This is a genomic window from Curtobacterium sp. L3-7, assembly GCF_048756585.1.
GTDB lineage: Bacteria > Actinomycetota > Actinomycetes > Actinomycetales > Microbacteriaceae > Curtobacterium.
This window is the reverse complement of record NZ_CP151474.1, coordinates 1523490-1542630: the sequence shown is the minus strand read 5'-3', so window position 1 is coordinate 1542630 and position 19141 is coordinate 1523490. Positions and strand designations below refer to the sequence as shown.

Sequence of the window (19141 nt, the reverse complement as noted above, 5' to 3'; positions counted from 1 at the left end):
CTAGGCGCGGACGAGGCCGCGTTCGTGTGCGGTGATGACGACCTGGATGCGGTTCCGGAGGCCGAGCTTCATCAGCACGGAACGGACGTGGGTCTTCACGGTGGCCTCGCTGAGGAACACGCTCGCGGCGATCTCCGCGTTGCTCAGACCCTTCGCGACGAGGAGGAAGACCTCGCGCTCGCGGGCGGTCAGGGCGTCGAGGACCTCGTCGCGGCGGTTCGCCTCGACGGTGATCCCCTGCGCGCGGAGCAGGTCGAGCGCCTCGGCCTCGGTCGGTGCCGGTCGACCCTCGTGGACGTCGCGGATGGTGGCGGTCACCACGTCGGGGAGCGCGTCCTTCGTCAGGAACGCGGCGGCACCGGCGCGGAGTGCGGCGAGGACGGCGTCGTCGCGGCGGATGGTCGTGAGGGCGATCACACGCGGACGGTCGGTCGCCGCGGCGCCGCTGGCCGCGGCGTGGCTCGCCGCGGCGTGGCTCGCCGCGGTGTCGCTCGCCGCGCCGTCGCTCGCCGCCAGGCGCGCGAGCGTCTCGATGCCGTTCATCACGGGCATGCGGAGGTCGAGCAGCAGGACGTCCGGGCGTTCGGCGGCGCAGAGGTCGAGCGCCTCGGCCCCGTCGGCAGCCGTCCCGACGCAGGTCATGTCGTCCTGCGCGTCGACGAGCATCCGCATGCCGGAGGCAAAGAGCCGCTGGTCGTCGACGACGGCGACCCGGATGGCGGTCATCGTGCCGCCTCGAGGTCCGCAGCAGGTGCCGCGGTGGTGACCGTCGGCAGCCACCCCGTCACGACCCATTCGTGGTCGGCGTCGCCGCTCCCGGCACGCAGCCACCCATCGGCGAGACGAGCACGTTCGCGCATGCCCTCGACACCAGAGCCGGATCCGTCCAGCTCGACGAGCGGCGCCGCACCGGTCGATGTCACGACGACGCCGAGACCCGGCCCGCGCCAGTCGAGGTCGACCCGAGCGGACGCGGTCCGGCCCTGGTGCTTGAGCACGTTCGTCAGGCTCTCCTGCACGATCCGGTGCACTGCTCCCCCCGACGTCCGGGAGCACCGCGCGCGGATCACCGTGTTGCTCGAACACGGCGTCCATGCCGAGCTCTCGCATGTCGGCGACCAGCCCGGGCACGTCCTCGAGACCGTGGCGCGCGTCCTCACCAGCACCCTGGATGCGCTCGACGAGCGCGCGGACGTCCCCGAGCGCCGACCGGCTCACCTCGCCGATGTCCCGCAGCGCCCGTGCGGCGTGCTCGTCCCGTACCGAGATGGCGGCTGCTCCCTGCGCCTGCGACACCACGACCGCGAGCGAGTGCGCCAGCGAGTCGTGCACGTCACGAGCGATCCGTGCACGCTCCTGCTCCGCCCGGAGCTCGGTCGTCGTGACCGCGGTCTGCCGCTGCGCCTCGACGACCCGCACCCGGGCCAGACCGATGCGCCAGGTGGCCCCGATCGCGACGCCGACGGCCCACCCCACACCGCACACCCCGATGATCGCGAGCGTGATCGTGACGAGGTCCGACCGTGTCCCGCCCGCCGTCCCGACCCACTGGGCCCACACGTCCGGGTCCGCCTCCGTCGGCACGGCCATCGCCCACGCGGCAGCCGCGGACGCCACGGCGATCACCGGCAGCGCGACGTAGCGGAGCAGGTCCGACCGTCCGGCGCCGACGATCCCGACGACGATCGCGATCGCGAGGTACTCCGGCCAGGTGGTGTCGGTCGGCCGGTGCAGCAGGTGGAGCGCCTGCAGGACCGGCACGACGACGATCATCCCGAGGGCGGTCGCGGGCATCCAGTTGGCGAGGCCGATCGCCACGGCGAACGCCGACACGACGATCACGTGGTCGGCGAGTCCCGAGCGTCCGGCCTCGGCGACGATCCAGAGCACGAGGTACACGGCACCGGCAGCGGGTGCCACGAGGTGTCGGAACCGACGGATGGTGGAGGTCATGACGCCGAGCGTATGGGGGCGCACCAGCGCTCAGCGAGCCGCCGCGGTGCTTTTCATCCGAGGTGATGAGCCCGCGCGTGCCGTCCTCAGCGGGGATCGAGCTGAGGCTCGTCGAGACGCCGGTCGAACTCCTGCAGGCGACTCGGCATCGCCGCCAGCTCGTACTGCCCCTGCTCGGAGTCGAGCGTCACGATGTGGAGCTGCGGGTTGATCGTCCAGAGCTGGCGGAACGGCGGTCGCCTTCCGCTGTCGGGTCCGAGACGGACCTCCGTGAACTCGGTCTTCTTCCCACTCGGGATGCGCATCTGCCACCGGTAGCGCTCGAACGTCACACCCGTCGGCGAGACCGTGAACCGACCGTGCCGCCACCTCCCGCCGGGCTCGCGGATCGCCGCCTCGATGCGGTCGCCCACGATCCGCCGGCCGACGGCGAGCCCGAGCAGCACTGCGGCCCAACCGACCAGGACCACGATCGCGAGACCGAGCGCGTACACCCACCACGGACCACGGTTCTCGCGTCCGGTGACGGCGGGGAGGACGAGGAACGCCGCGACGAGGCCGACGATCATGCCGATCAGCATGGTGACGATGCGGAAGCCGTGCTCCCGGAACGGCTGACGATCTCGTGGCATCGGTGAGACTCCTTCGGTTCAGGACCGATCGAACCAGATCAGCGCGACGGAGTCCGGATGCGTGCGGCCTTCCGCAACGCGATGCTCGGTCAGCGGCTGAGGGCGCGACGGTGCTGCTGCGCGGCCGCCAGGAGCTCCCGCGCCTGGTCGCTCGCGGCCTCGGCATCGTCGCGGGCGTGCTCGAGGCGCTCGATCTCCGCGGTCGCCCGGTCGAGGTCGCGCTGGAGCTCGGCCCGGCGCTCCTCGGCGGCTGCGAGCTCGCGCTCGGCGCCGTCGAGTGCGGCGTCGGCGTCGCGGGACTCCGTCCGCGCGGTCGTCTCGGCCTGGCGGGCCGCTCGGCGGTCGGCGGCTGGGTCGCGCTCCGGTTCCGGTTCCGGTTCCGGTTCCGGTCTGGAGGCTCGGCGCACCTTCCGTGCGCGTCTCGCGTCATCGATGGGGATGGGCGGGGCATCGCTGCCGGACCAGGCATCCGGCACCGCGTCCGGGACGGCGAGGGCGCCGTCGAGGTCGACGTCGTCGAACCCGGCGCTCTCGAGCGGCTGCACGAGGAGTCCCGACCGCACCGCTGCCCCTGCGTGCGGATCGGCCATGGCTGCCTCGATCGTCGCACGGACCTGGTCGAGCACGGCGGCGGTGACCGGGTGCCCGGCGTCCTCGGCGAGTGCGGCACCGGCCTGTGCGAGGGCTCCGACGACACCCGACCGTCGGCGGCGGAGCGCGGCGATCTCCTTCGGGTCAGCACCCGCCTGCGCGTCGCGGATGGCCGGTCCGAGGTCGACCGCCTCGTCGAGGGAGCCGTCCTGCGCCAGGAGGTCGATCACCCACGCGGCCGGCGCGGGCTTCCGGAGCTTCCCGATCGCTGCGGCGAGGTCACGGTCGTCCTTCCGGATGCTCCGCTGCCGCGCGGTGCGCTCGGCGACGAAGTCCGCGGGCGCGCGCCTCAGGAGGTCACGGGCAGCCTCGGCGAGCGTGTCGATGTCCACGCCCGGGAGGCTACCCGTGCACTCCCCCGCTCAGTGCCCGGTCACCAGTCGTGGACGGTGCCGTCGGCGAGGCGGTTGAACGGCAGGTAGGCCTGTTCGTAGGGGTACTTACCCGCTTCGTCGACGTCGAGCGAGACCCCGAGGCCGGGTTCGTCGCCGGGGTGGAGGTACCCGTCGGTGAAGGTGAAGGTCTGCTCGAAGACCTGGTTCGTCTTCGGTCCGTGCTGCATGTACTCCTGGATGCCGAAGTTGTGGATCGCCATCCCGAGGTGCATCTGCGCCGCGAGGCCCACCGGGGAGATGTCGGTGGGCCCGTGGAACCCGGACTTGATCTGGTACATCGCCGCGTAGTCCATCGTCTTCTTCAACGGCGTCACCCCGCCCATGTGCGTCACGGCGCCGCGGACGTAGTCGATGAGCTGGTCGCGGATGATGTCCTTGAAGTCCCAGATCGTGTTGAACACCTCACCGATCGCCAGCGGCGTGGTGGTGTGCTGCCGGACCAGCTTCAGCGCTTCCTGGTTCTCCGCCGGCGTGCAGTCCTCGAGCCAGAACAGGTCGTACGGTTCCAGCGACTTGCCGAGCTTCGCGGCCTGCAGCGGCGTCATCCGGTGGTGCCCGTCGTGCAGCAGCGGCAGTTCCGGGCCGAACTCGTTCCGGACGGCTTCGAACACGGTCGGCACGTGCCGGAGGTAGGCGCGGGTGTCCCAGTCCTCCATCGCGGGGAACGCCCCGCGCTGGGCGGGTTCGAAGTCGTAGCGGACGCCCGCGTTGCCCTCGGTGGTCTTGTTCGACGCGATGCCGTAGATCGACTCCAGCCCGGGGACGCCGGTCTGCACGCGGATCGAGCGGTAGCCCTCTTCCTGGTGTTCCCGGATCGAGTCGAACAGCTCCGGGAGTTCCTTGCCGGAGGCGTGCCCGTACGCCATCAGCCCGGTCCGGGAGGCACCGCCCAGCAGCTGGTAGAGCGGCATCCCGGCGACCTTGGCCTTGATGTCCCACAGCGCCATGTCGACCGACGCGATCGCGGCCATCGTGACGGGGCCCCGACGCCAGTACGAGGACCGGTAGAGGAACTGCCAGGCGTCCTCGATGCGGCTGGCATCCCGGCCGATCAGCAGCGGCACGACGTGTTCGGACAGGTACGCGGACACGGCCAGCTCACGACCGTTCAAGGTCGCGTCGCCGAGACCGGTCACACCGTCCGCGGTCGTGATCTTCAGCGTCACGAAGTTCCGGTCCGGGCTCGTGACGATGACCTCCGCCTTCTCGATCAGCTGGCCACGGTCGGCCGATGCCCAGGTGTCGGGGCGCCCTGCGGTGGCACCGGCGGTTCGGTCGTCCGTCGCACCGGGGACGGGCGTCGCGGGGTCGGTGGTGGTCATGCTGGTACTCCTTCGGAAGCGCGGGCACTGGCCGCGCGGATGCGGTCGGCAGCGGCGGTCACCGCGTCGACGACGGGGGTGGCGTCGAGGTCGGGGGCGATCACGGCGAGGACGTCGTGCACGTCCGAGCCTGCACCGGGAGCGCCCGGGTCGTTCACGAGCTCCGGCTGTGTGGTGACGTGCAACCACCAGGCCGCGATCAGCGTCGCGGCGCCGGGCCCGATGCCGGCCGACGGGTCGCGGGCGAGGCGGTGCCGGAGCACGTCGACCACGCGGACCGGGAGTTTCTCGGAGCCACCGGAGGCGATCTGCGACAGCGTGTGCCGGATGCGGGGGTTGGCGAACCGGTCGACGAGGGCGGCGCGTGCCTCGGCGATCTCGTCGGCCGGCAGCGGGAGCTCCAGGGCGGCCTCGTCCCAGAGCTGCTCCACGGCGGCACGGCACGTCGGATCGTCCATCGCGTCGGCGACGGTCTCGTGTCCGAGCTGCAGGCCGAGGTAGGCGAGCAGGGAGTGCGAGCCGTTGAGCAGCCAGAGCTTCCGCTGCTCGTACGGGGTGACGTCGTCCACGACGCGCGCGCCTGCGGTCTGCCACGCGGGACGCTCGATCCCGTCGAAGCGGTCCTCGATCACCCACTCGGCGAACGGCTCGGTGATGACGGGAACGCGGTCACCCGGCAGTGCTCCGTCGAGCCCGCCGAGCTCCTCGACGTCGGTGTCGGTCGTGGCCGGCGTGATCCGGTCCACCATCGAGCTCGGGAACGTCACGTGCTCGCCGATCCAGTCGCGGAGGGCATCGTCGTCCACGGCGCCGAGGACCGCGTCCCGGAGCACCGAGCCGTTGTGCGTCAGGTTGTCGAGGCTCATCAGCGCGATGCGGCCGGCACCGGCTGCCCGGCGGGCGTCGAGTCCGGCGACGAGACGGGTCGGGACGTCCGACCCCGCCCGGTAGCCGTTCTCCGTGACCGTCAGCGTGACGAGCGTCGTCTCCGGTGCGGCGATCGCAGCGCGGAACGCCGCGCCGTCGCTGCCCGGGTGTGCGGCGACGATCGTGTCGACCACCGACGCGGTGTCACCGTCCGCCGCACGGGTGACGAGCGTGTACCGGCAGTCCTGCGCGGTCAGCGCGTCGGCGACGTCCGGCGATCGACCGGTGAACGCTGTGATCCCCCACGCCGCGCCGTCCGCCCGCTGGGTGTACCAGGCGAGGTGGGCGCGCGCGAACGCCCCGACCCCGACGTGCACGATCCCAGCGTGCACAGCGCCCGTGCGGCGGTCGGTCATGCCGACACCGGGGCCAGCGATCGGAGGTACGCCAGGTTGTCCGCGGTCCGGGTCTCGAGGGGCAGGTCGGTCGAGAAGTCCTCGATGGTGACCCAGCCGTCGTAGCCGTGGGTGGCGAGGGCGGCGAAGTACCCGGAGACGGAGGCCTGGCCGGTGCGCAGCGGGGCCCACTCGTTCTGCCAGATCGAGCTGCCGTCGGCGCGGGTGTCCCCGGTGTCGACCCAGCGGGCGTTCTTGACGTGCACGTGTGCGAGGTAGGGACCGAGGAGCTCGAACGCCGCGAGGTGGTCTTCGTGGCCCTCGATGACGAGGTTGCCGAGGTCGTGGATGACCCCGACGTGCTCGGGGTCGAGGCCGTCGACGAGCCGGAGGGCTGCCGACGCCGACGGGGTGATCGTCATGTGGTGCAGTTCGACGAGCGCCTTCACACCGAGCTCGGACGCGCGGGACACGGCCCACTCCAGATCGGCGCGGGTCCGCTCGAAGACCTGTGTGTAGGTCTCCCCCGTTCGTTCCTTCTCCTGCCGGTACATCGGCATGCTGACGCGGACCTGGCGCGCGCCGAGCTCGCTCGTGACGCGGAGCATCGTCTCGACGCCGTCTCGGTTCGACGCCTGCTGGTAGCCGCCGATCCCGGAGTACTCGAGCCCGGCCTGGTCGGTGATGCGGGCGATCTCGCCGACCTGGTCCTGGATGCCGGTGAACTGCCACGTGGACTTGTTGCCGGCCCAGAACGAGCGGCCGTCCGGCACGGTGGTGCCCTCGGCGGGACGGTCGTCGACGATGCGCCACTCGATGCCGTCCCAGCCCTGCTCGGCGAGCGTGGTCGCCGCCTGCTCGGGCGTCCAGTCCGGTGTCGATGCGGTGAACACGGAGAACTTCATCGGGTGGCTCCTTCGGTTGCTGCGACGACCGGGACGACGTGGTCGTACTTGCCGTCGATCACGTCGTCGATCCGCACGGGCTGCCCGAGCGTCGCGCTGACGTACAGCCCGCGGACGGTGGCGAGCGACACCAGCGCGGCGTCGACCGTCACGCCGGGCTCCCGGCCGTCACGGATGGCCGCGACGATGTCCGCGTACTGCCGACCGTGGCCGGCGAGGAAGTGCTCGGGCTCTTGCGGGCCGCCGACCACGTGCTCGGGTGCGACGATCTCGGACTTCTGGTCGACCGCATCGGCGACTGCGGTGGCGTTCGCCGTGGTGGACGCCGACTCCAGCGTCGCGGCGTCCGGCGCGACGTGGAAGTACGCCAGCCGGTCGTCGTCGACGATGGCCGACCCGTGCGTGCCGTAGATCGCGTAGCGAGCGGAGAGTCCAGGGTAGGCCGCCGTGGTGCAGTGGATGACACCGAGGGCCCCGTTGTCGAAGCGCACGGTGGCGACCGCGGTGTCCTCGACCTCGATCCGGTCGTGTGCGAGCAGGCCGACCTGGGCGGAGATCTCCACCGGGCGGCCGAGCGTCCACACGAGGAGGTCGACGGTGTGCACGCCCTGGTTCATCACCGCGCCGCCGCCGTCGAGCTCCCAGGTGCCGCGCCAGTCACCGGAGTCGTAGTAGCCCTGCGACCGGTACCAGGCGACGCTCGCCACACCGGAGGTCACGCGACCGAACCCGCCGCCGTGCGCCGCGGTCGCGACGGCCTGCGATGCGGGGTCGAACCGGTGCTGGCTGATGACGCTGACGACCAGCCCGCGCCCCTTCGCATCAGCGGCCAGGCGCGCGATCTCGCGGGCGCGGGGCATGGTCGTGTCGAGGGGCTTCTCGATGACGACGTGCTTGCCCTTCGACAGCGCTGCTTCGGCGAGCGCGACGTGCATCCCGGACGGAGAGCAGATCGCGACGACGTCGATGTCGGTCTGGGCGATCGCTTCCTCGATGGTCTCGGTGGTGAGCGGCCGGGGCGCGCCAGATGCCTCGATCTCGTCGGCGGCGCTCGTCGCCGCTGCCGGGAAGGCGTCGACGAGGGCGACGACGTCGAGGTCCGGGTTCGCGAGGGCGACACGGGCGTGGTGGCGTCCGATCACGCCGGCGCCGACGACTGCCAGCTTCAGTGGGGTGGTCATCGCAGGGTGACTCCGATCTGGTCGGTGAGCTTCCGGAGGGCTCGTCCGGCGCGGCCGAACGCGGCGGGCCCGGAGAACCCGCCGAGGGAGGTGAAGTCGCTGAGGTGCGGTTCGAGGGACGCGTACCCGGTGTACCCGGCGTCGCGCAGGGCCGTCAGGGTCTCGAGGAGTTCCCCGTCGCCTTCGCCGGCCGGCACCACCGACGAGTCGGCGGCGACGGCGTCCTTGACCTGCAGGTAGTCGACGTACGGCGCGAGCTGCGCCCAGCCGTCGGTGAAGGGCTTGACCCCGCACTGCACGTAGTTCGCGTTGTCCCAGGCCAGTCGGAGCGCCGGCGATCCGACGCTCTCGACGATGTCGAGCACGCGCGAGGGGATGTCGCCGTAGATGTCCTTCTCGTTCTCGTGGAGGAGCACGACCCCTTCCCGAGACGCGAGGTCGGCGAGCGCCCGCATCCGGGTCAGGACGGCGTCACGGACGCTCTCCGCGGTGCGGCCTTCGTAGTAGAACGAGAAGATCCGGATGTACTTCGTGCCGAGCGCGTGGGCAGCGCGGATCGCGCGGCCGAGCCGCTCGACCTCGTGCTCGACGGGCTCGTCGACGGACACCTTGCCGATCGGCGAGGCGATCGCGGAGACCGTCTGCCCACGCTCCTCGAACAGGCGGTGCAGCCCGGCGAGCTGGTCTTCGTCGAGGTCGACGACGTTCACCCCCCATGCACTGCGGACCTCGATCGCGCTCGCACCGAGCGCCTGGAGGACGGCGACCTGGATCGCGGGGTCGGCGTCGATCTCGTCGCCGAAGCCGCTGAGCTCCCAACTGGGCTGTGCGGACGTGGGCTGGGTCATTTCGTTCCCTTCATGGGGACCAGGGTGACCGACGGGGCGGACGCTCGCCGGGCCTCCAGTCAGATCTGTGGACAACGCGCGCTACTTCACCGAGCCGGCGGTCAGACCGCCGACCAGGTAGCGCTGGAAGATCAGGTAGAGCGCGACCACGGGTGCGGCGCACACGATCGAGGCGGCCATCATCTGGCCGTAGATCGGGACGGCCCCGCCCTCTTGCGCGGTGCCGAGCACCTGCAGCACGACGGCGACGGTGCGGGTGTTCGGGGTCGTCATGATCGTGGAGAACAGGACGTCGTTCCAGCCGAGCAGGAAGGCGAAGATCGCGGACACGACGATGCCGGGCCACGACAGCGGCAGCACGATCTTCGTGAGGATCTTCGTCGACGAGGCACCGTCGATGCGGGCGGCTTCCTCGAGTTCCTTCGGCAGCCCGCGGAGGTACGTCACCATCACCCACGTCGAGAACGGCAGCGCGAACGTCAGGTACGTGACGAACAGGCCCCACCGCGTGCCGATGATCTGCACACCCGTGGCGCTCGCGATGTTCGAGAAGACCACGAACACCGGCAGGAGCAGGAGCGTGCCCGGGATCGACTGCAGCGCGAGCAGACCGCGGAGGAACGTCAGGCGTCCGAGGAACCGGAACCGGACGAGCACGTAGGCGGTGGACACGGCGAGCGCGGCACTCGCGACGGCGACGGCCCCCGCGGTGAGGATGCTGTTGAGCAGTCCGGTGCCGAGGGCGACCGTGGACCAGATGTTGACGTAGTTCGCCAGGGTGAACTCGGTCGGGAAGTACTCGCCGCGAGCGACCGCGACGTCCGAGTTCACCGATCCGAAGAGGATGTAGAGCACCGGGACGGCGATGAACGCGATGATGACGGCGATCACGGTGATCAGCAGCCACCGAGGGAGCAGCCGCGTGACGTCGGTGTCGTACGGGCGCTTGTGGCGCCTCGCGCCGCCCTGTGAGGTGATGCTCTCGGTGAGCGTCGCGGTCGGGCGGGTCCGGCTGGACGTGAACGCGCTCATGCTGCTGCTCCTGTCTGCTGGCGCTGCAGCCTGCGCTGCCCGCGGCTGGGACGGGCGTCGTCACCGGTGTCGAGCTGGACCGCCCGCAGGTAGACGAACAACGGGATGGCGACGATCACCAGCGAGCAGATCGCCATCGCCGCGGAGAGCCCGAAGCGGAACGACTGGAAGCTCGCGATGTACGTCAGGACCGGCATGACCTCGACGCTCGAGGGCAGCGGGATGCCGAACAGGACGAACGGCAACGTGAAGTTGTTGATGTTGTGCAGGATCGCGATGATCACCGCGAGGCTGAGCGGCCCGCGCAGGTACGGGAAGATCACGTAGCGCAGCTTGATCCACCAGGTCGCCCCGTCGAGCGACGCGGCTTCGTGGACCTCGAGGTCCACCGCCTGGAGGCCCGCCAGGCTGAGCAGGTACACGAACGGCCACGACGTCCAGACCATGACCGCGGCGAGCGCCCAGTAGGACGCCGATCCGTTGAGCCAGAGGACGTCGGTGTGGAAGATCGCGTTCACGACGCCCTGTGGCTGCAGCATCGTCCGGAAGAACGTGCCGACGACGAACGCGGGCAGCACGTACGGGATCAGGTAGATCGAGCGGACGAGGCCGCGGCCGGGGAACCGGTTCTGCGTGGAGATCGCCGCAGCGACCCCGATCGGCACGGTCACGGCGGTCACGAGCACCGCCAGGGACGCCGAGATCCAGATCGAGTGCAGGAGCGGCGAGTCGGTGATCGCCTCGGCGAAGTTCGCGAACCCGACGAACGGGGCGCTGAACCACTGGCGGAGCGTGTACTGGTCGAGGTCGAGCATCGCGATGAAGACGCCCACCAGGAGCGGTACCACGATGACGGCGAGCATGAGGATGCCGCCGGGGAGGAGCATCCAGAGCGGACGTTCCCGCTTGTACAGCGGCGTCTTGCCGTGCGGGCGGACCGGTCGGTCCGTCGCCGCGGGCGGCCTGGTCTGTGTGGCGGTCATCACAGACCTCCGTTCTTCTGACGGTTCAACGTGGACTGGGCGTCCTTCTGCGCGGCCTGCAGGCGCTTCCGGAGCTGGTCGTCGGTGACCTCGCCGCTCTTCAGCGACGGGATGGACTGCACGACGACGTCGACGAGCGACAGCTGGATGTCCGACCACGCGCCGGTGAAGGCGGTGGGCTTCGAGAGCTTCCCGGCGTCGATGATCGGTTTCAGGGTGGGTTCCTGCGCGGCGAGCTCGGCCGCGGCGGCGGCGTTCGTCGGCAGCTGGCCGAACAGCCGGTAGTACTCGAGCTGGGCCTGCTTCGAGGTCGTCTGCTTGACGAACTGGAACGACAGGTCCTGCTTCTTGCCGTAGTCGGCGACGACGAAGTTGTCGCCGGACAGGATGCTCGCGGCGTCGATCCCGTCTGCGGGACGCTCGGTCGCTCCTGGCGGCACGGTCGGCAGCAGCGCGAACTCGTACTTGCCGTCGACCTTCGTGTTCTTGAACGAGTTGATGGCGGTCGTCGTGGTCATCGGGAAGAACGCGGCCTTGCCGTCGGCGAACTGCGCGAGGGCCTGCGCGTTGTTCCAGCCGATCCCCGCCTTGTCGACGACGCCGTCCTTCGTCACCCAGTCGAAGTAGGTGCGGTACGCGTCCTGCACGGCCTTGGTGTCGATCTCGGCCTTCTGCCCGTCGACGATCGTGTTGCCGGCGTTCTGGGCCATCCCCCACACGAACTTCCACGGGTCGAAGCCGTCCGCGTACGCGATCGCCATGCCGTAGTGCCCGTCACCGGTCGTGGCCTTGGCGTCCTCGGTGAGCTGGTCCCAGGTGGTCGGCATCTCCGTGATGCCGGCCTGCGCGAGGAGGTCCTTGTTGACGGCCATCACGAACGGGCGGCTGGCGAGCGGGATGCCGATCTGCTTCGAGGCGCTCGGTCCGGAGATGCCGAGCGACGCCGGGTCGAACCGGTCCTTGCCGCCGACGGCGTCCCACTGTTTCTCGCCCATCTCGACGAACGCGCCGGTGGCGTACGCGGTGGGGGTGAACGTCGTGCCGATGGCGTACACGTCGGGGCCCTGGCCGGAGATGACGCTCGTCTGGATCGCGGTGAGCTCTTCCTGAGCAGACGAGTACGTCTCCCACTGGATGTCCGCGCCCGTCGTCCGCTTGAACGCAGCGGCGGTGTCCTGCTGCCACTGCTTGCGTTCCTTGGGGTAGGTGGTGTCCGCGCCCATCATCACGCGGAGGGTGTTCGGGTCGTCGCCGCTGCCGTTCACGACCGCACACCCCTGCAGGGACAGTGCGGCGAGGGCGACCACGACCGCGGAACCGATCAGGGTCCGTCGCTTCATGGGGGTTTCCTCCTCGAGACCTCCTCCCGAGCGGCGCTGCTCGGGACGTCCACCACTGTCTCGCTGGTGGCAACATCCGGCAACCGGTTGCCACTTGTTGCCAGACCCGAATAGCTTCGTGTCACCGATGCACCGTCGCACCGGGTTCACCGTTGGAGGTTGCGTGACCGAGATCGACACGTCGCGCCGGGTCACGATCCGTGACGTGGCGGATGCCACCGGGGTCGCCCCGTCCACCGTCTCCCGCGCGCTGTCCCTGCCCGACCGCGTCAACCGCGCGACGCAGCAACGCATCCAGGAGGCCGCGCGGGAGCTCGGCTACGTCCCGAACTCGCAGGCCAGGGCGCTGACGTCCGGCCGGACCCGCGCGGTCGCCGTCCTGGTGTCCGACATCACGAACCCCTTCTACTTCGACGTCATCCGTGGCACGCAGCACCAGCTCGCCGCAGCAGGGTGGACGCAGTTGCTCGTCGACACCGAGGAGTCGGCCGACGCCGAGATGGCCGCGCTGAGCGCCATCTCCGCCAAGGCCGACGGTGTGGTCCTCACCGCGTCGCGACTGTCCGACACGCAGATCGCCCGCTACGCCGAACGCTTCCCGCTCGTCGTCGTCAACCGCCGTCCGAACGGCGTCCCCTCCGTGCTCATCGACACCCCGGGCGGCGTCGAGCAGGCCGTGCAGCACCTCGCATCGCTCGGACACCGCGACGTCCTCTACGTCGCAGGTCCGGACAGTTCGTGGTCGAACGAACGTCGTTGGAAGGCGCTCGTCCGCGTCGCGAAGCGGCTCGACGTCCGCGTCGCCCGCATCGGTCCGCACGCGCCGTTCGTGGACTCCGGCGCAGCTGCGGCCGACGCCGCGGTGAACGCCGGTGCCACCGCGTGCATCGCCTTCAACGACCTCATCGCCATCGGCATGCTCGGTCGTCTCCGGGAACGCGGCGTCCGCGTCCCCGAGGACATGAGCATCGTCGGGTGCGACGACATCTTCGGCGCCGACTTCTGCAACCCGCCACTCACCACGATGACCTCGCCCATCGAACGTGCCGGCCGCGTCGCGATCACGATGCTGCTCGGGCGCCTCGGCGCGATCCCGTCCGAGGAGCTCCCCGGCGAGCGCATGCGCGGTGCCGTCGCGCTGCCCACCCACCTGACCGTCCGCGAGTCCACCGGACCCGCGCCGACCACACCCTCTCCGCAGGCCGCGCAGTCCGCGCGGTCCGCGCTGTCCACGCTGTCCTCGCGAAGGAGTCGATGATGACCACTGCCGCCGTGCCCACGCTCGCGCCGCACCCCGACCGGCTGTTCCCGGCCGACCCGGCAGCCACCTCGGTGGCACGCACCGTCTACGACGCCGTCAAGGACGCGCCGATCATCTCGCCGCACGGCCACGTCGACGCGTCCATGATCGCCGCCGACGAGCCGTTCCCGGATCCGGCAGCGCTCCTCATCACGCCGGACCACTACGTGCTCCGGCTGCTGCACGCGAACGGGGTCGACCTGTCCGCGCTCGGGCGGGACCCCGGGCACACACCGGCCGGTCGGGACATCTGGCGCCAGTTGGCGACGCACTGGGACGACTTCCTCGGCACCCCGGTCCGCTACTGGTTCGAGACCGAGCTGCACGACGTCTTCGGGCTGACCGAGGCGCCGTCGACCGCGAACGCCGACGCACAGTACGACCACATCGCGTCGGCCTTGCTCGAGCCGGGCTTCCGCCCCCGCGCCCTGTTCGACTCGTTCGGCATCGAGGTGCTCGCCACCACCGACGGCCCGGCCGACGACCTCGCCGCGCACGCGCGGCTCGCCGCCGACCCGACCTTCCACGGCCGGGTGGTCCCGACGTTCCGTGCCGACGCCGTCTTCGACCCGTCCCGGTCGGACTGGAGGCTCGTGGTCGCGTCGATCGGCGAGGCCGCCGGGATCGACACGGGAACCCACGACGGGCTGCTGGCAGCACTGCGCGCGCGTCGCCAGTACTTCATCGACCACGGCGCGACGGCCACCGACACCGGGGTGCTGGACGCCGGATCGACGCCGCTGTCCTCCTCGGAACGCGAGCGCATCCACGCCGCGACGCTCCGCGGGGACGTGTCCGCCGCGGATGCGATCGCGTACCGGCACGACATGCTCTACCGCTGGGCGGAGATGAGCGTCGATGACGGGCTCGTCATGCAGCTCCACCCCGGCGTGATCCGGAACCACCACACGCCGACGCTCGAGCGCTTCGGACCGGACACCGGGCACGACCTCCCGGCGGTCGGCTCCTTCACCGAACCGCTCCGGCCCCTGCTCGAGTCCTTCGGGACCGCAGCGGGGTTCCACCTCGTGCTGTTCACCGTCGACGAGACCGTGTTCTCCCGTGAGATCGGGCCGCTCGCCGGCTTCTACCCCGCGGTCTACGCCGGCGCGCCGTGGTGGTTCATCGACACCCCGGCCGCGATCGGTCGGTACCGCTCAGCGATCACCGATTCGGCGTCGTTCACGAAGACCTCCGGGTTCATCGACGACACCCGGGCGTACTGCTCCATCCCCGCGCGGCACGACATGGCCCGTCGTGCCGACGCCGCCTACCTGGCGTCGCTCGTCGTCACGCACCAGATCTCGGAGGAGGACGCCGTCCACACCGCCCGCCGGATCGTGTCCGACATCCCGAAGGCCACGTTCAAGCTCTGAGCCGCTTCAGCCCGCGACGACGGCCGCCCGGACCTCGGCGAGCGCAGTCGTCATCGCGGGCTCGGCGTCGTCGGGCCAGTGGCACTCGAGCGACACCGAGCCGCGGTAGCCGCCGTCCTGCACTGCTCGGAGGAACTCCCGCCACGGCCAGTCCCCGGTACCCGGTGCCTCGCGGTCGCGGTCGGAGAGGTGGACGTGCCCGATGCGGTCGCCGTGCGCGCGGACGACGTCGAACGACTCGGACTCCGCCTGCACGTGGAACAGGTCTGCCACCACGCCGACCCCGTCGAGGGCGAACTCGTCGAGGAACCGGACCGCCTGGTCGATCGTGTGGATCAGGTTCGTCTCGGACCGGTTCAGGGGTTCCAGGACGATGCGCAGGTCGTGCTCGCGTGCGGTGTCCCGTGCGACCCGGACGACGCGTGCGAACCGGGCGCGCGCGTCGGCGTCCGACATCCCCTCCGGCGCGGTCCGAGCCGTGCCCGAGCCGAACACGATCTTCGCGCCGGGTTCGGCGACCGAGGCGATGATCGGCAGCACCGCCTGGAAGTACCCGTCGACGACCGCGGGTTCACCGGTGAGGAGCGGCAGGTCCGGTGGCACGAAGAGCGCGAACGACCCGAAGCGCTCCCCGGCGTACGCCTCGTTGCGGTGCCACCCGTCGTCGCCCTGCACGACGAGGTTGCCGCTGATCGAGGGCTCGACGTGATCCGCGCCCGCTCGCCGTACCGCATCGGTCAGGTGTTCGCCGGCGACGATGCCGATCCCACTGAAGGCCATGCGTCCATCGTGCTCCCGGAACGCCGCGGTGCCGGGAGTTGCCATCCGTTGCCGTCAGCGCTCCGCCACGTGGTCCAGGAGTTCCGCGGCGATCGGGCCGACGTCGTCGAGCCGTCCTTCGGCGATCGCCACGATGAACGCGTAGGCCTGGTCGTTGGACATCGTGAGGGTCCGACCGTTCACACCCAGGAAGACGATCAGCAGCATGAGGCCCAGCCGCTTGTTCCCGTCGACCAGCGCGTGGTTCCGTACGACGGAGTGCACGAGCGCCGCAGCCTTGTCGACCAGGGTCGGGTAAGCATCACGACCGTCGACGGTCGTCGCGGCCCGGGCCAGTGCGGCTTCGAGCAGCCCGGGATCCCGCACGAGCACGTCGGAGCCGACCGTGCGACGGGCGATGTGCAGTGCTTCGTCGAGTGTCAGGTGGATCATCGCGCGAGGCGGTCGAGCGCTTCCGCGTACCGAGGCAGCTCGCGGTCCAGGATCCCGTCGATGAGATCGCTCCGGCTGTGCTGCTCGATGTACTCGCGGATGGCTTCCCGGGCGACGTCCTGCATCGAGCGTGCTTCGAGGTCCGCGCGCTGCCGAAGGGCAGCGGCTTCGTCGTCGTCGAGCCGCAGGGTCATCGCCATGCTCTCGATGGTATCAGCGGTGGTATCAGTGCGTGTGAGGAGCATCAGGCCTGCCAGCCCGGGGTCGCGAGGCCGGTCTCGTAGGCGAAGACGACGAGCTGCGCACGGTCGCGGGCACCGAGCTTGATCATCGCCCGGGAGACGTGGGTCTTCGCGGTGGCGGAGCTCACGAACAGCCGCTCGGCGATCTCGGTGTTCGTGCACCCCATGGCGACGAGGCGCATCACCTCGCGTTCACGGTCGGTCAGGACGTCGAGTTCCGGGGACAGGGAGCTGGGTTTCGCGTGGGTCGCGAACGCCTCGACCAGGGAGCGTGTGGCTCGCGGCGAGAGCAACGACTCCCCCGCCACCACCGTTCGGATCGCGCGCAGGAGCTCGGCGGGTTCGGTGTCCTTGACGAGGAACCCGGCCGCGCCGCCACGGATCGCGTCGAACACGTAGTCGTCCTCTTCGAAGGTGGTGAGGATCACGACGTGCACGTCGGCGAGCGCAGCATCGGCGCAGATGCGTCTGGTGGCGTCGAGCCCGTCGCTGCCCGGCATCCGGATGTCCATGAGGACGACGTCGGGCCGCTCATGTGAAACGACCTCGACCGCGCTGTCGCCGTCGCCCGCTTCCCCGACGACGGTCATGCCCGGCTCGGCGTCCACGAGCGCGCGGAGCCCCGCCCGCACCAGGACCTGGTCATCGACGAGCACCACCCGGATCGCATCGGTCACGGTGTCGCTCCTGACTGGTCGATGTCGGACGGCCGATCGCCGACCGGCAACCGCGCGAGCACCGTCCACCCGCCCTCGGGGGTCGGCCCGGCACGGAGGGTGCCGCCGACAGCGGTCGCTCGCTCCCGCATCCCGATGATGCCGTTGCCGGAGTGCCCGACGCCGCCGCTCGTCGCCCGCGCGCCGAGGTGGGCGTCGGGAGCGCCGGGAACGTCGGACACGGTGACCTCGACGAGCTCGGCGCCGACCTCGACGAGCACGCGCGCGGTGTGCTCCGGGACGTGTTTCATGACGTTGGTCACCGACTCCTGCACGATCCGGAACGCGTTGCGGTCGACGATCCCACCGACGCTGCCGAGATCCCCGCGGACCTTGAGGCCGATGTCGATCCCGGCCGCACGAGCGCGCTCGACGAGGTCGGGGACGCGATCGAGCCCCGGCGTCGGGTTCCGTTCGGAGCTCCCAGGCTCGCCGTCGACGGACCGCAGCACGCCGAGGATCGTCCTCAGCTCGACGAGGGCCTGCCTGCTGGAGTCGCGGATGTTCGTCAGCGAGTCCCTGGTCTGTTCCGGGAGCGCGTTGCCGAGGTGCAGCGCCACACCGGCCTGGAGGTTGATGAGCGACATGCTGTGCGCCACGGAGTCGTGGAGCTCCCGGGCGATCCGCACGCGTTCGTCGTCCGCCCGGGCCCGGTCCGCGGCTGCTCGGGCACGGCGGGCCTCTGCCACGCGGGCGACACGGACGCGCACGAGTTCGGTGATCGCGATCGTCGCGGTGAGCCATGCGAGGCACAGCGTCATCGTCGTCACGGTCGGGAACGACGCACGACCGGTGAGCGTGTCGGCCGTGGGCAGCACGACCTGCGCGATGCCGGCCGCGAGGTAGACCGGGACCCGGTTGCCGCGGAACCACGCGTTCGCGATCGCCATCGTCAGCGCCGCGACGAACGGGCCCCTCGGGCTCACGACGAGGGCGTACCCGATCGTGGTGGCGAGGGTGACCGCCAGGACCGACAGCGGCCAGCGGTACCGGAACGGCAGCGCCACGACGCCGGCGACGAGCAGCGCCACCGCGAGCGGCCCGAGGACGATCGGGTCGAACGCCGCGCCCCCTGCGCTGTGCCGGGCCCATGGCGGGCCGGTCCCGTCCGCGGGACCGCCCGACCACCGGGAGGCCACGAGGGTGCCCACGATCTGCACGACGGCGACCGGGATCACCCGGCCGACCCGCGTGAACCGTCGTCGACCCGGCCAGCGGGTGTCGGCGTCGCGGAGTTCGGAGGTCATGTGGTCGAGCCTATGGTCGGTCGCCGAGCCGGGCATCCCGCGGGAGCGGGACCTGTGGACTACTCCCCCGGGAGTAGTCGGCTGGTGAGGAGGGGGTGCACTACGACTGCGGGAGCAGGCGGAAGTGGGGCTGCTGGTCGGACGCGTGACGAGCCTCCCGACCGGAGCCTTGGAGGGTCGCAACCGCGGCACCGCAATCGACCCAGGAGGTCCCCATGCTCACCACCCTCGCGACGGCTGCACCGTACTGGCACGGCAGCGGATTCCCGTTCTTCGTCTTCCCCGCGTTCTTCTTCCTCGCGTTCCTCGTCGTCTTCCTGGTGTTCGGGGTGTTCCGGCGCGGGAGCTGGCGAGCGCTCTCGGACGCACGGTCGGTGCTCGCCGACCGGTTCGCCCGCGGCGAGATCGGCGCTGAGGAGTACCGCGCACGCCGCTCCGAGCTGAGCCGGAAGTAGCGAGTTCCTCCACCGCACGGGTGCCGGTGAACACTGTCCACAGGTTGCCGTAACACCCGTGCGGTCCCAGGTCCCGGTCCGTAAGTTGG

19 protein-coding genes are annotated in these 19141 nt (G+C 70.7%); 3 read left to right on the top strand and 16 right to left on the bottom strand.

Going from position 1 to position 19141, the window contains the following annotated elements:
• The 11 genes from AAEP80_RS07570 to AAEP80_RS07520 all read right to left on the bottom strand — a co-directional run bounded on the left by AAEP80_RS07570 (position 1) and on the right by AAEP80_RS07520 (position 12504).
• Complete coding sequence (locus AAEP80_RS07570) at positions 1–1953, bottom strand: response regulator (RefSeq protein ID WP_420366582.1); 1953 nt, start codon at positions 1951–1953, stop codon at positions 1–3.
• Positions 1954–2039: 86 nt separating this feature from the next.
• Complete coding sequence (locus AAEP80_RS07565) at positions 2040–2585, bottom strand: hypothetical protein (RefSeq protein ID WP_420366581.1); 546 nt, start codon at positions 2583–2585, stop codon at positions 2040–2042.
• Between the two features lie 89 nt (positions 2586–2674).
• Entirely contained in the window at positions 2675–3568 is an 894-nt protein-coding gene (locus tag AAEP80_RS07560; protein ID WP_420366580.1) for a hypothetical protein, read from the bottom strand.
• A 41-nt stretch (positions 3569–3609) separates the two neighbouring features.
• A complete protein-coding gene (manD, locus tag AAEP80_RS07555) occupies positions 3610–4953 on the bottom strand; it encodes a D-mannonate dehydratase ManD (RefSeq protein ID WP_413602623.1) in 1344 nt (447 codons plus the stop codon).
• Complete coding sequence (locus tag AAEP80_RS07550) at positions 4950–6236, bottom strand: mannitol dehydrogenase family protein (RefSeq protein WP_420366579.1); 1287 nt, start codon at positions 6234–6236, stop codon at positions 4950–4952. The genes manD and AAEP80_RS07550 overlap by 4 nt, the downstream gene beginning before the upstream one ends.
• Positions 6233–7120 (bottom strand): sugar phosphate isomerase/epimerase family protein, encoded by an 888-nt coding sequence (locus AAEP80_RS07545; RefSeq protein WP_420366578.1) that lies wholly within the window; start codon positions 7118–7120, stop codon positions 6233–6235. Before AAEP80_RS07545 ends, AAEP80_RS07550 begins: the two co-directional genes overlap by 4 nt.
• Positions 7117–8301: a Gfo/Idh/MocA family protein gene (locus AAEP80_RS07540; protein WP_413602626.1), complete on the bottom strand. Its 1185-nt coding sequence runs from the start codon at positions 8299–8301 to the stop codon at positions 7117–7119. The genes AAEP80_RS07545 and AAEP80_RS07540 overlap by 4 nt, the downstream gene beginning before the upstream one ends.
• Entirely contained in the window at positions 8298–9149 is an 852-nt protein-coding gene (locus AAEP80_RS07535; RefSeq protein WP_413602627.1) for a sugar phosphate isomerase/epimerase family protein, read from the bottom strand. Before AAEP80_RS07535 ends, AAEP80_RS07540 begins: the two co-directional genes overlap by 4 nt.
• Before the next feature lie 81 nt (positions 9150–9230).
• The gene (locus tag AAEP80_RS07530) at positions 9231–10181 is read right to left on the bottom strand and encodes a carbohydrate ABC transporter permease (RefSeq protein ID WP_420366577.1); all 951 of its coding nucleotides are present in this window, start codon (positions 10179–10181) and stop codon (positions 9231–9233) included.
• Positions 10178–11164 carry a carbohydrate ABC transporter permease gene (locus tag AAEP80_RS07525; RefSeq protein ID WP_420366576.1) on the bottom strand — a complete coding sequence of 329 codons (987 nt, stop codon included), beginning with the start codon at positions 11162–11164 and terminating at the stop codon, positions 10178–10180. Before AAEP80_RS07525 ends, AAEP80_RS07530 begins: the two co-directional genes overlap by 4 nt.
• Positions 11164–12504, bottom strand: a complete 1341-nt coding sequence (locus tag AAEP80_RS07520) for an ABC transporter substrate-binding protein (RefSeq protein WP_420366575.1) — start codon at positions 12502–12504, stop codon at positions 11164–11166. Before AAEP80_RS07520 ends, AAEP80_RS07525 begins: the two co-directional genes overlap by 1 nt.
• A gap of 127 nt (positions 12505–12631) precedes the next feature.
• Here AAEP80_RS07520 and AAEP80_RS07515 point away from each other — a divergent pair, with 127 nt between their 5' ends.
• Together AAEP80_RS07515 and uxaC are read left to right on the top strand one after the other, a co-directional pair.
• Positions 12632–13762, top strand: a complete 1131-nt coding sequence (locus AAEP80_RS07515; protein WP_420366574.1) for a LacI family DNA-binding transcriptional regulator — start codon at positions 12632–12634, stop codon at positions 13760–13762.
• Positions 13762–15180: a glucuronate isomerase gene (uxaC, locus tag AAEP80_RS07510; RefSeq protein WP_420366573.1), complete on the top strand. Its 1419-nt coding sequence runs from the start codon at positions 13762–13764 to the stop codon at positions 15178–15180. The genes AAEP80_RS07515 and uxaC overlap by 1 nt, the downstream gene beginning before the upstream one ends.
• A 6-nt stretch (positions 15181–15186) precedes the next feature.
• Here the strand turns inward: uxaC and AAEP80_RS07505 are convergent, their stop codons facing one another.
• The 5 genes from AAEP80_RS07505 to AAEP80_RS07485 are packed head-to-tail and all read right to left on the bottom strand — an operon-like array spanning position 15187 to position 18597.
• Positions 15187–15960: a sugar phosphate isomerase/epimerase family protein gene (locus tag AAEP80_RS07505; protein WP_420366572.1), complete on the bottom strand. Its 774-nt coding sequence runs from the start codon at positions 15958–15960 to the stop codon at positions 15187–15189.
• Between the two features lie 54 nt (positions 15961–16014).
• Entirely contained in the window at positions 16015–16392 is a 378-nt protein-coding gene (locus AAEP80_RS07500; protein ID WP_420366571.1) for a type II toxin-antitoxin system death-on-curing family toxin, read from the bottom strand.
• On the bottom strand, positions 16389–16592 hold the full coding sequence (locus tag AAEP80_RS07495) for a DUF6290 family protein (protein ID WP_402729000.1): 204 nt from the start codon (positions 16590–16592) through the stop codon (positions 16389–16391). The genes AAEP80_RS07500 and AAEP80_RS07495 overlap by 4 nt, the downstream gene beginning before the upstream one ends.
• Positions 16593–16636: 44 nt before the next feature.
• The gene (locus AAEP80_RS07490) at positions 16637–17311 is read right to left on the bottom strand and encodes a response regulator (protein ID WP_420366570.1); all 675 of its coding nucleotides are present in this window, start codon (positions 17309–17311) and stop codon (positions 16637–16639) included.
• Positions 17308–18597, bottom strand: coding sequence for a sensor histidine kinase (locus AAEP80_RS07485; RefSeq protein WP_420366569.1), 1290 nt, complete (start codon positions 18595–18597; stop codon positions 17308–17310). The genes AAEP80_RS07490 and AAEP80_RS07485 overlap by 4 nt, the downstream gene beginning before the upstream one ends.
• 215 nt (positions 18598–18812) lie before the next feature.
• On the opposite strand from AAEP80_RS07485, the gene AAEP80_RS07480 reads away from it, so the two are divergent.
• A complete protein-coding gene (locus AAEP80_RS07480; protein ID WP_420366568.1) occupies positions 18813–19052 on the top strand; it encodes an SHOCT domain-containing protein in 240 nt (79 codons plus the stop codon).
• Positions 19053–19141 lie beyond the last annotated feature (89 nt).

Bases quoted from the DNA above. Each gene is read 5' to 3' on its own strand.
- AAEP80_RS07530 (WP_420366577.1), bottom strand. From the start codon at position 10,181: ATGAGCGCGTTCACGTCCAGCCGGACCCGCCCGACCGCGACGCTCACC.
- AAEP80_RS07505 (WP_420366572.1), bottom strand. From the start codon at position 15,960: ATGGCCTTCAGTGGGATCGGCATCGTCGCCGGCGAACACCTGACCGAT.
- manD (WP_413602623.1), bottom strand. From the start codon at position 4,953: ATGACCACCACCGACCCCGCGACGCCCGTCCCCGGTGCGACGGACGAC.
- AAEP80_RS07535 (WP_413602627.1), bottom strand. From the start codon at position 9,149: ATGACCCAGCCCACGTCCGCACAGCCCAGTTGGGAGCTCAGCGGCTTC.
- AAEP80_RS07550 (WP_420366579.1), bottom strand. From the start codon at position 6,236: ATGACCGACCGCCGCACGGGCGCTGTGCACGCTGGGATCGTGCACGTC.
- uxaC (WP_420366573.1), top strand. From the start codon at position 13,762: ATGACCACTGCCGCCGTGCCCACGCTCGCGCCGCACCCCGACCGGCTG.
- AAEP80_RS07485 (WP_420366569.1), bottom strand. From the start codon at position 18,597: ATGACCTCCGAACTCCGCGACGCCGACACCCGCTGGCCGGGTCGACGA.
- AAEP80_RS07540 (WP_413602626.1), bottom strand. From the start codon at position 8,301: ATGACCACCCCACTGAAGCTGGCAGTCGTCGGCGCCGGCGTGATCGGA.
- AAEP80_RS07570 (WP_420366582.1), bottom strand. From the start codon at position 1,953: ATGACCTCCACCATCCGTCGGTTCCGACACCTCGTGGCACCCGCTGCC.
- AAEP80_RS07500 (WP_420366571.1), bottom strand. From the start codon at position 16,392: ATGATCCACCTGACACTCGACGAAGCACTGCACATCGCCCGTCGCACG.
- AAEP80_RS07495 (WP_402729000.1), bottom strand. From the start codon at position 16,592: ATGGCGATGACCCTGCGGCTCGACGACGACGAAGCCGCTGCCCTTCGG.
- AAEP80_RS07515 (WP_420366574.1), top strand. From the start codon at position 12,632: ATGCACCGTCGCACCGGGTTCACCGTTGGAGGTTGCGTGACCGAGATC.
- AAEP80_RS07520 (WP_420366575.1), bottom strand. From the start codon at position 12,504: ATGAAGCGACGGACCCTGATCGGTTCCGCGGTCGTGGTCGCCCTCGCC.
- AAEP80_RS07545 (WP_420366578.1), bottom strand. From the start codon at position 7,120: ATGAAGTTCTCCGTGTTCACCGCATCGACACCGGACTGGACGCCCGAG.
- AAEP80_RS07565 (WP_420366581.1), bottom strand. From the start codon at position 2,585: ATGCCACGAGATCGTCAGCCGTTCCGGGAGCACGGCTTCCGCATCGTC.
- AAEP80_RS07525 (WP_420366576.1), bottom strand. From the start codon at position 11,164: ATGACCGCCACACAGACCAGGCCGCCCGCGGCGACGGACCGACCGGTC.
- AAEP80_RS07480 (WP_420366568.1), top strand. From the start codon at position 18,813: ATGCTCACCACCCTCGCGACGGCTGCACCGTACTGGCACGGCAGCGGA.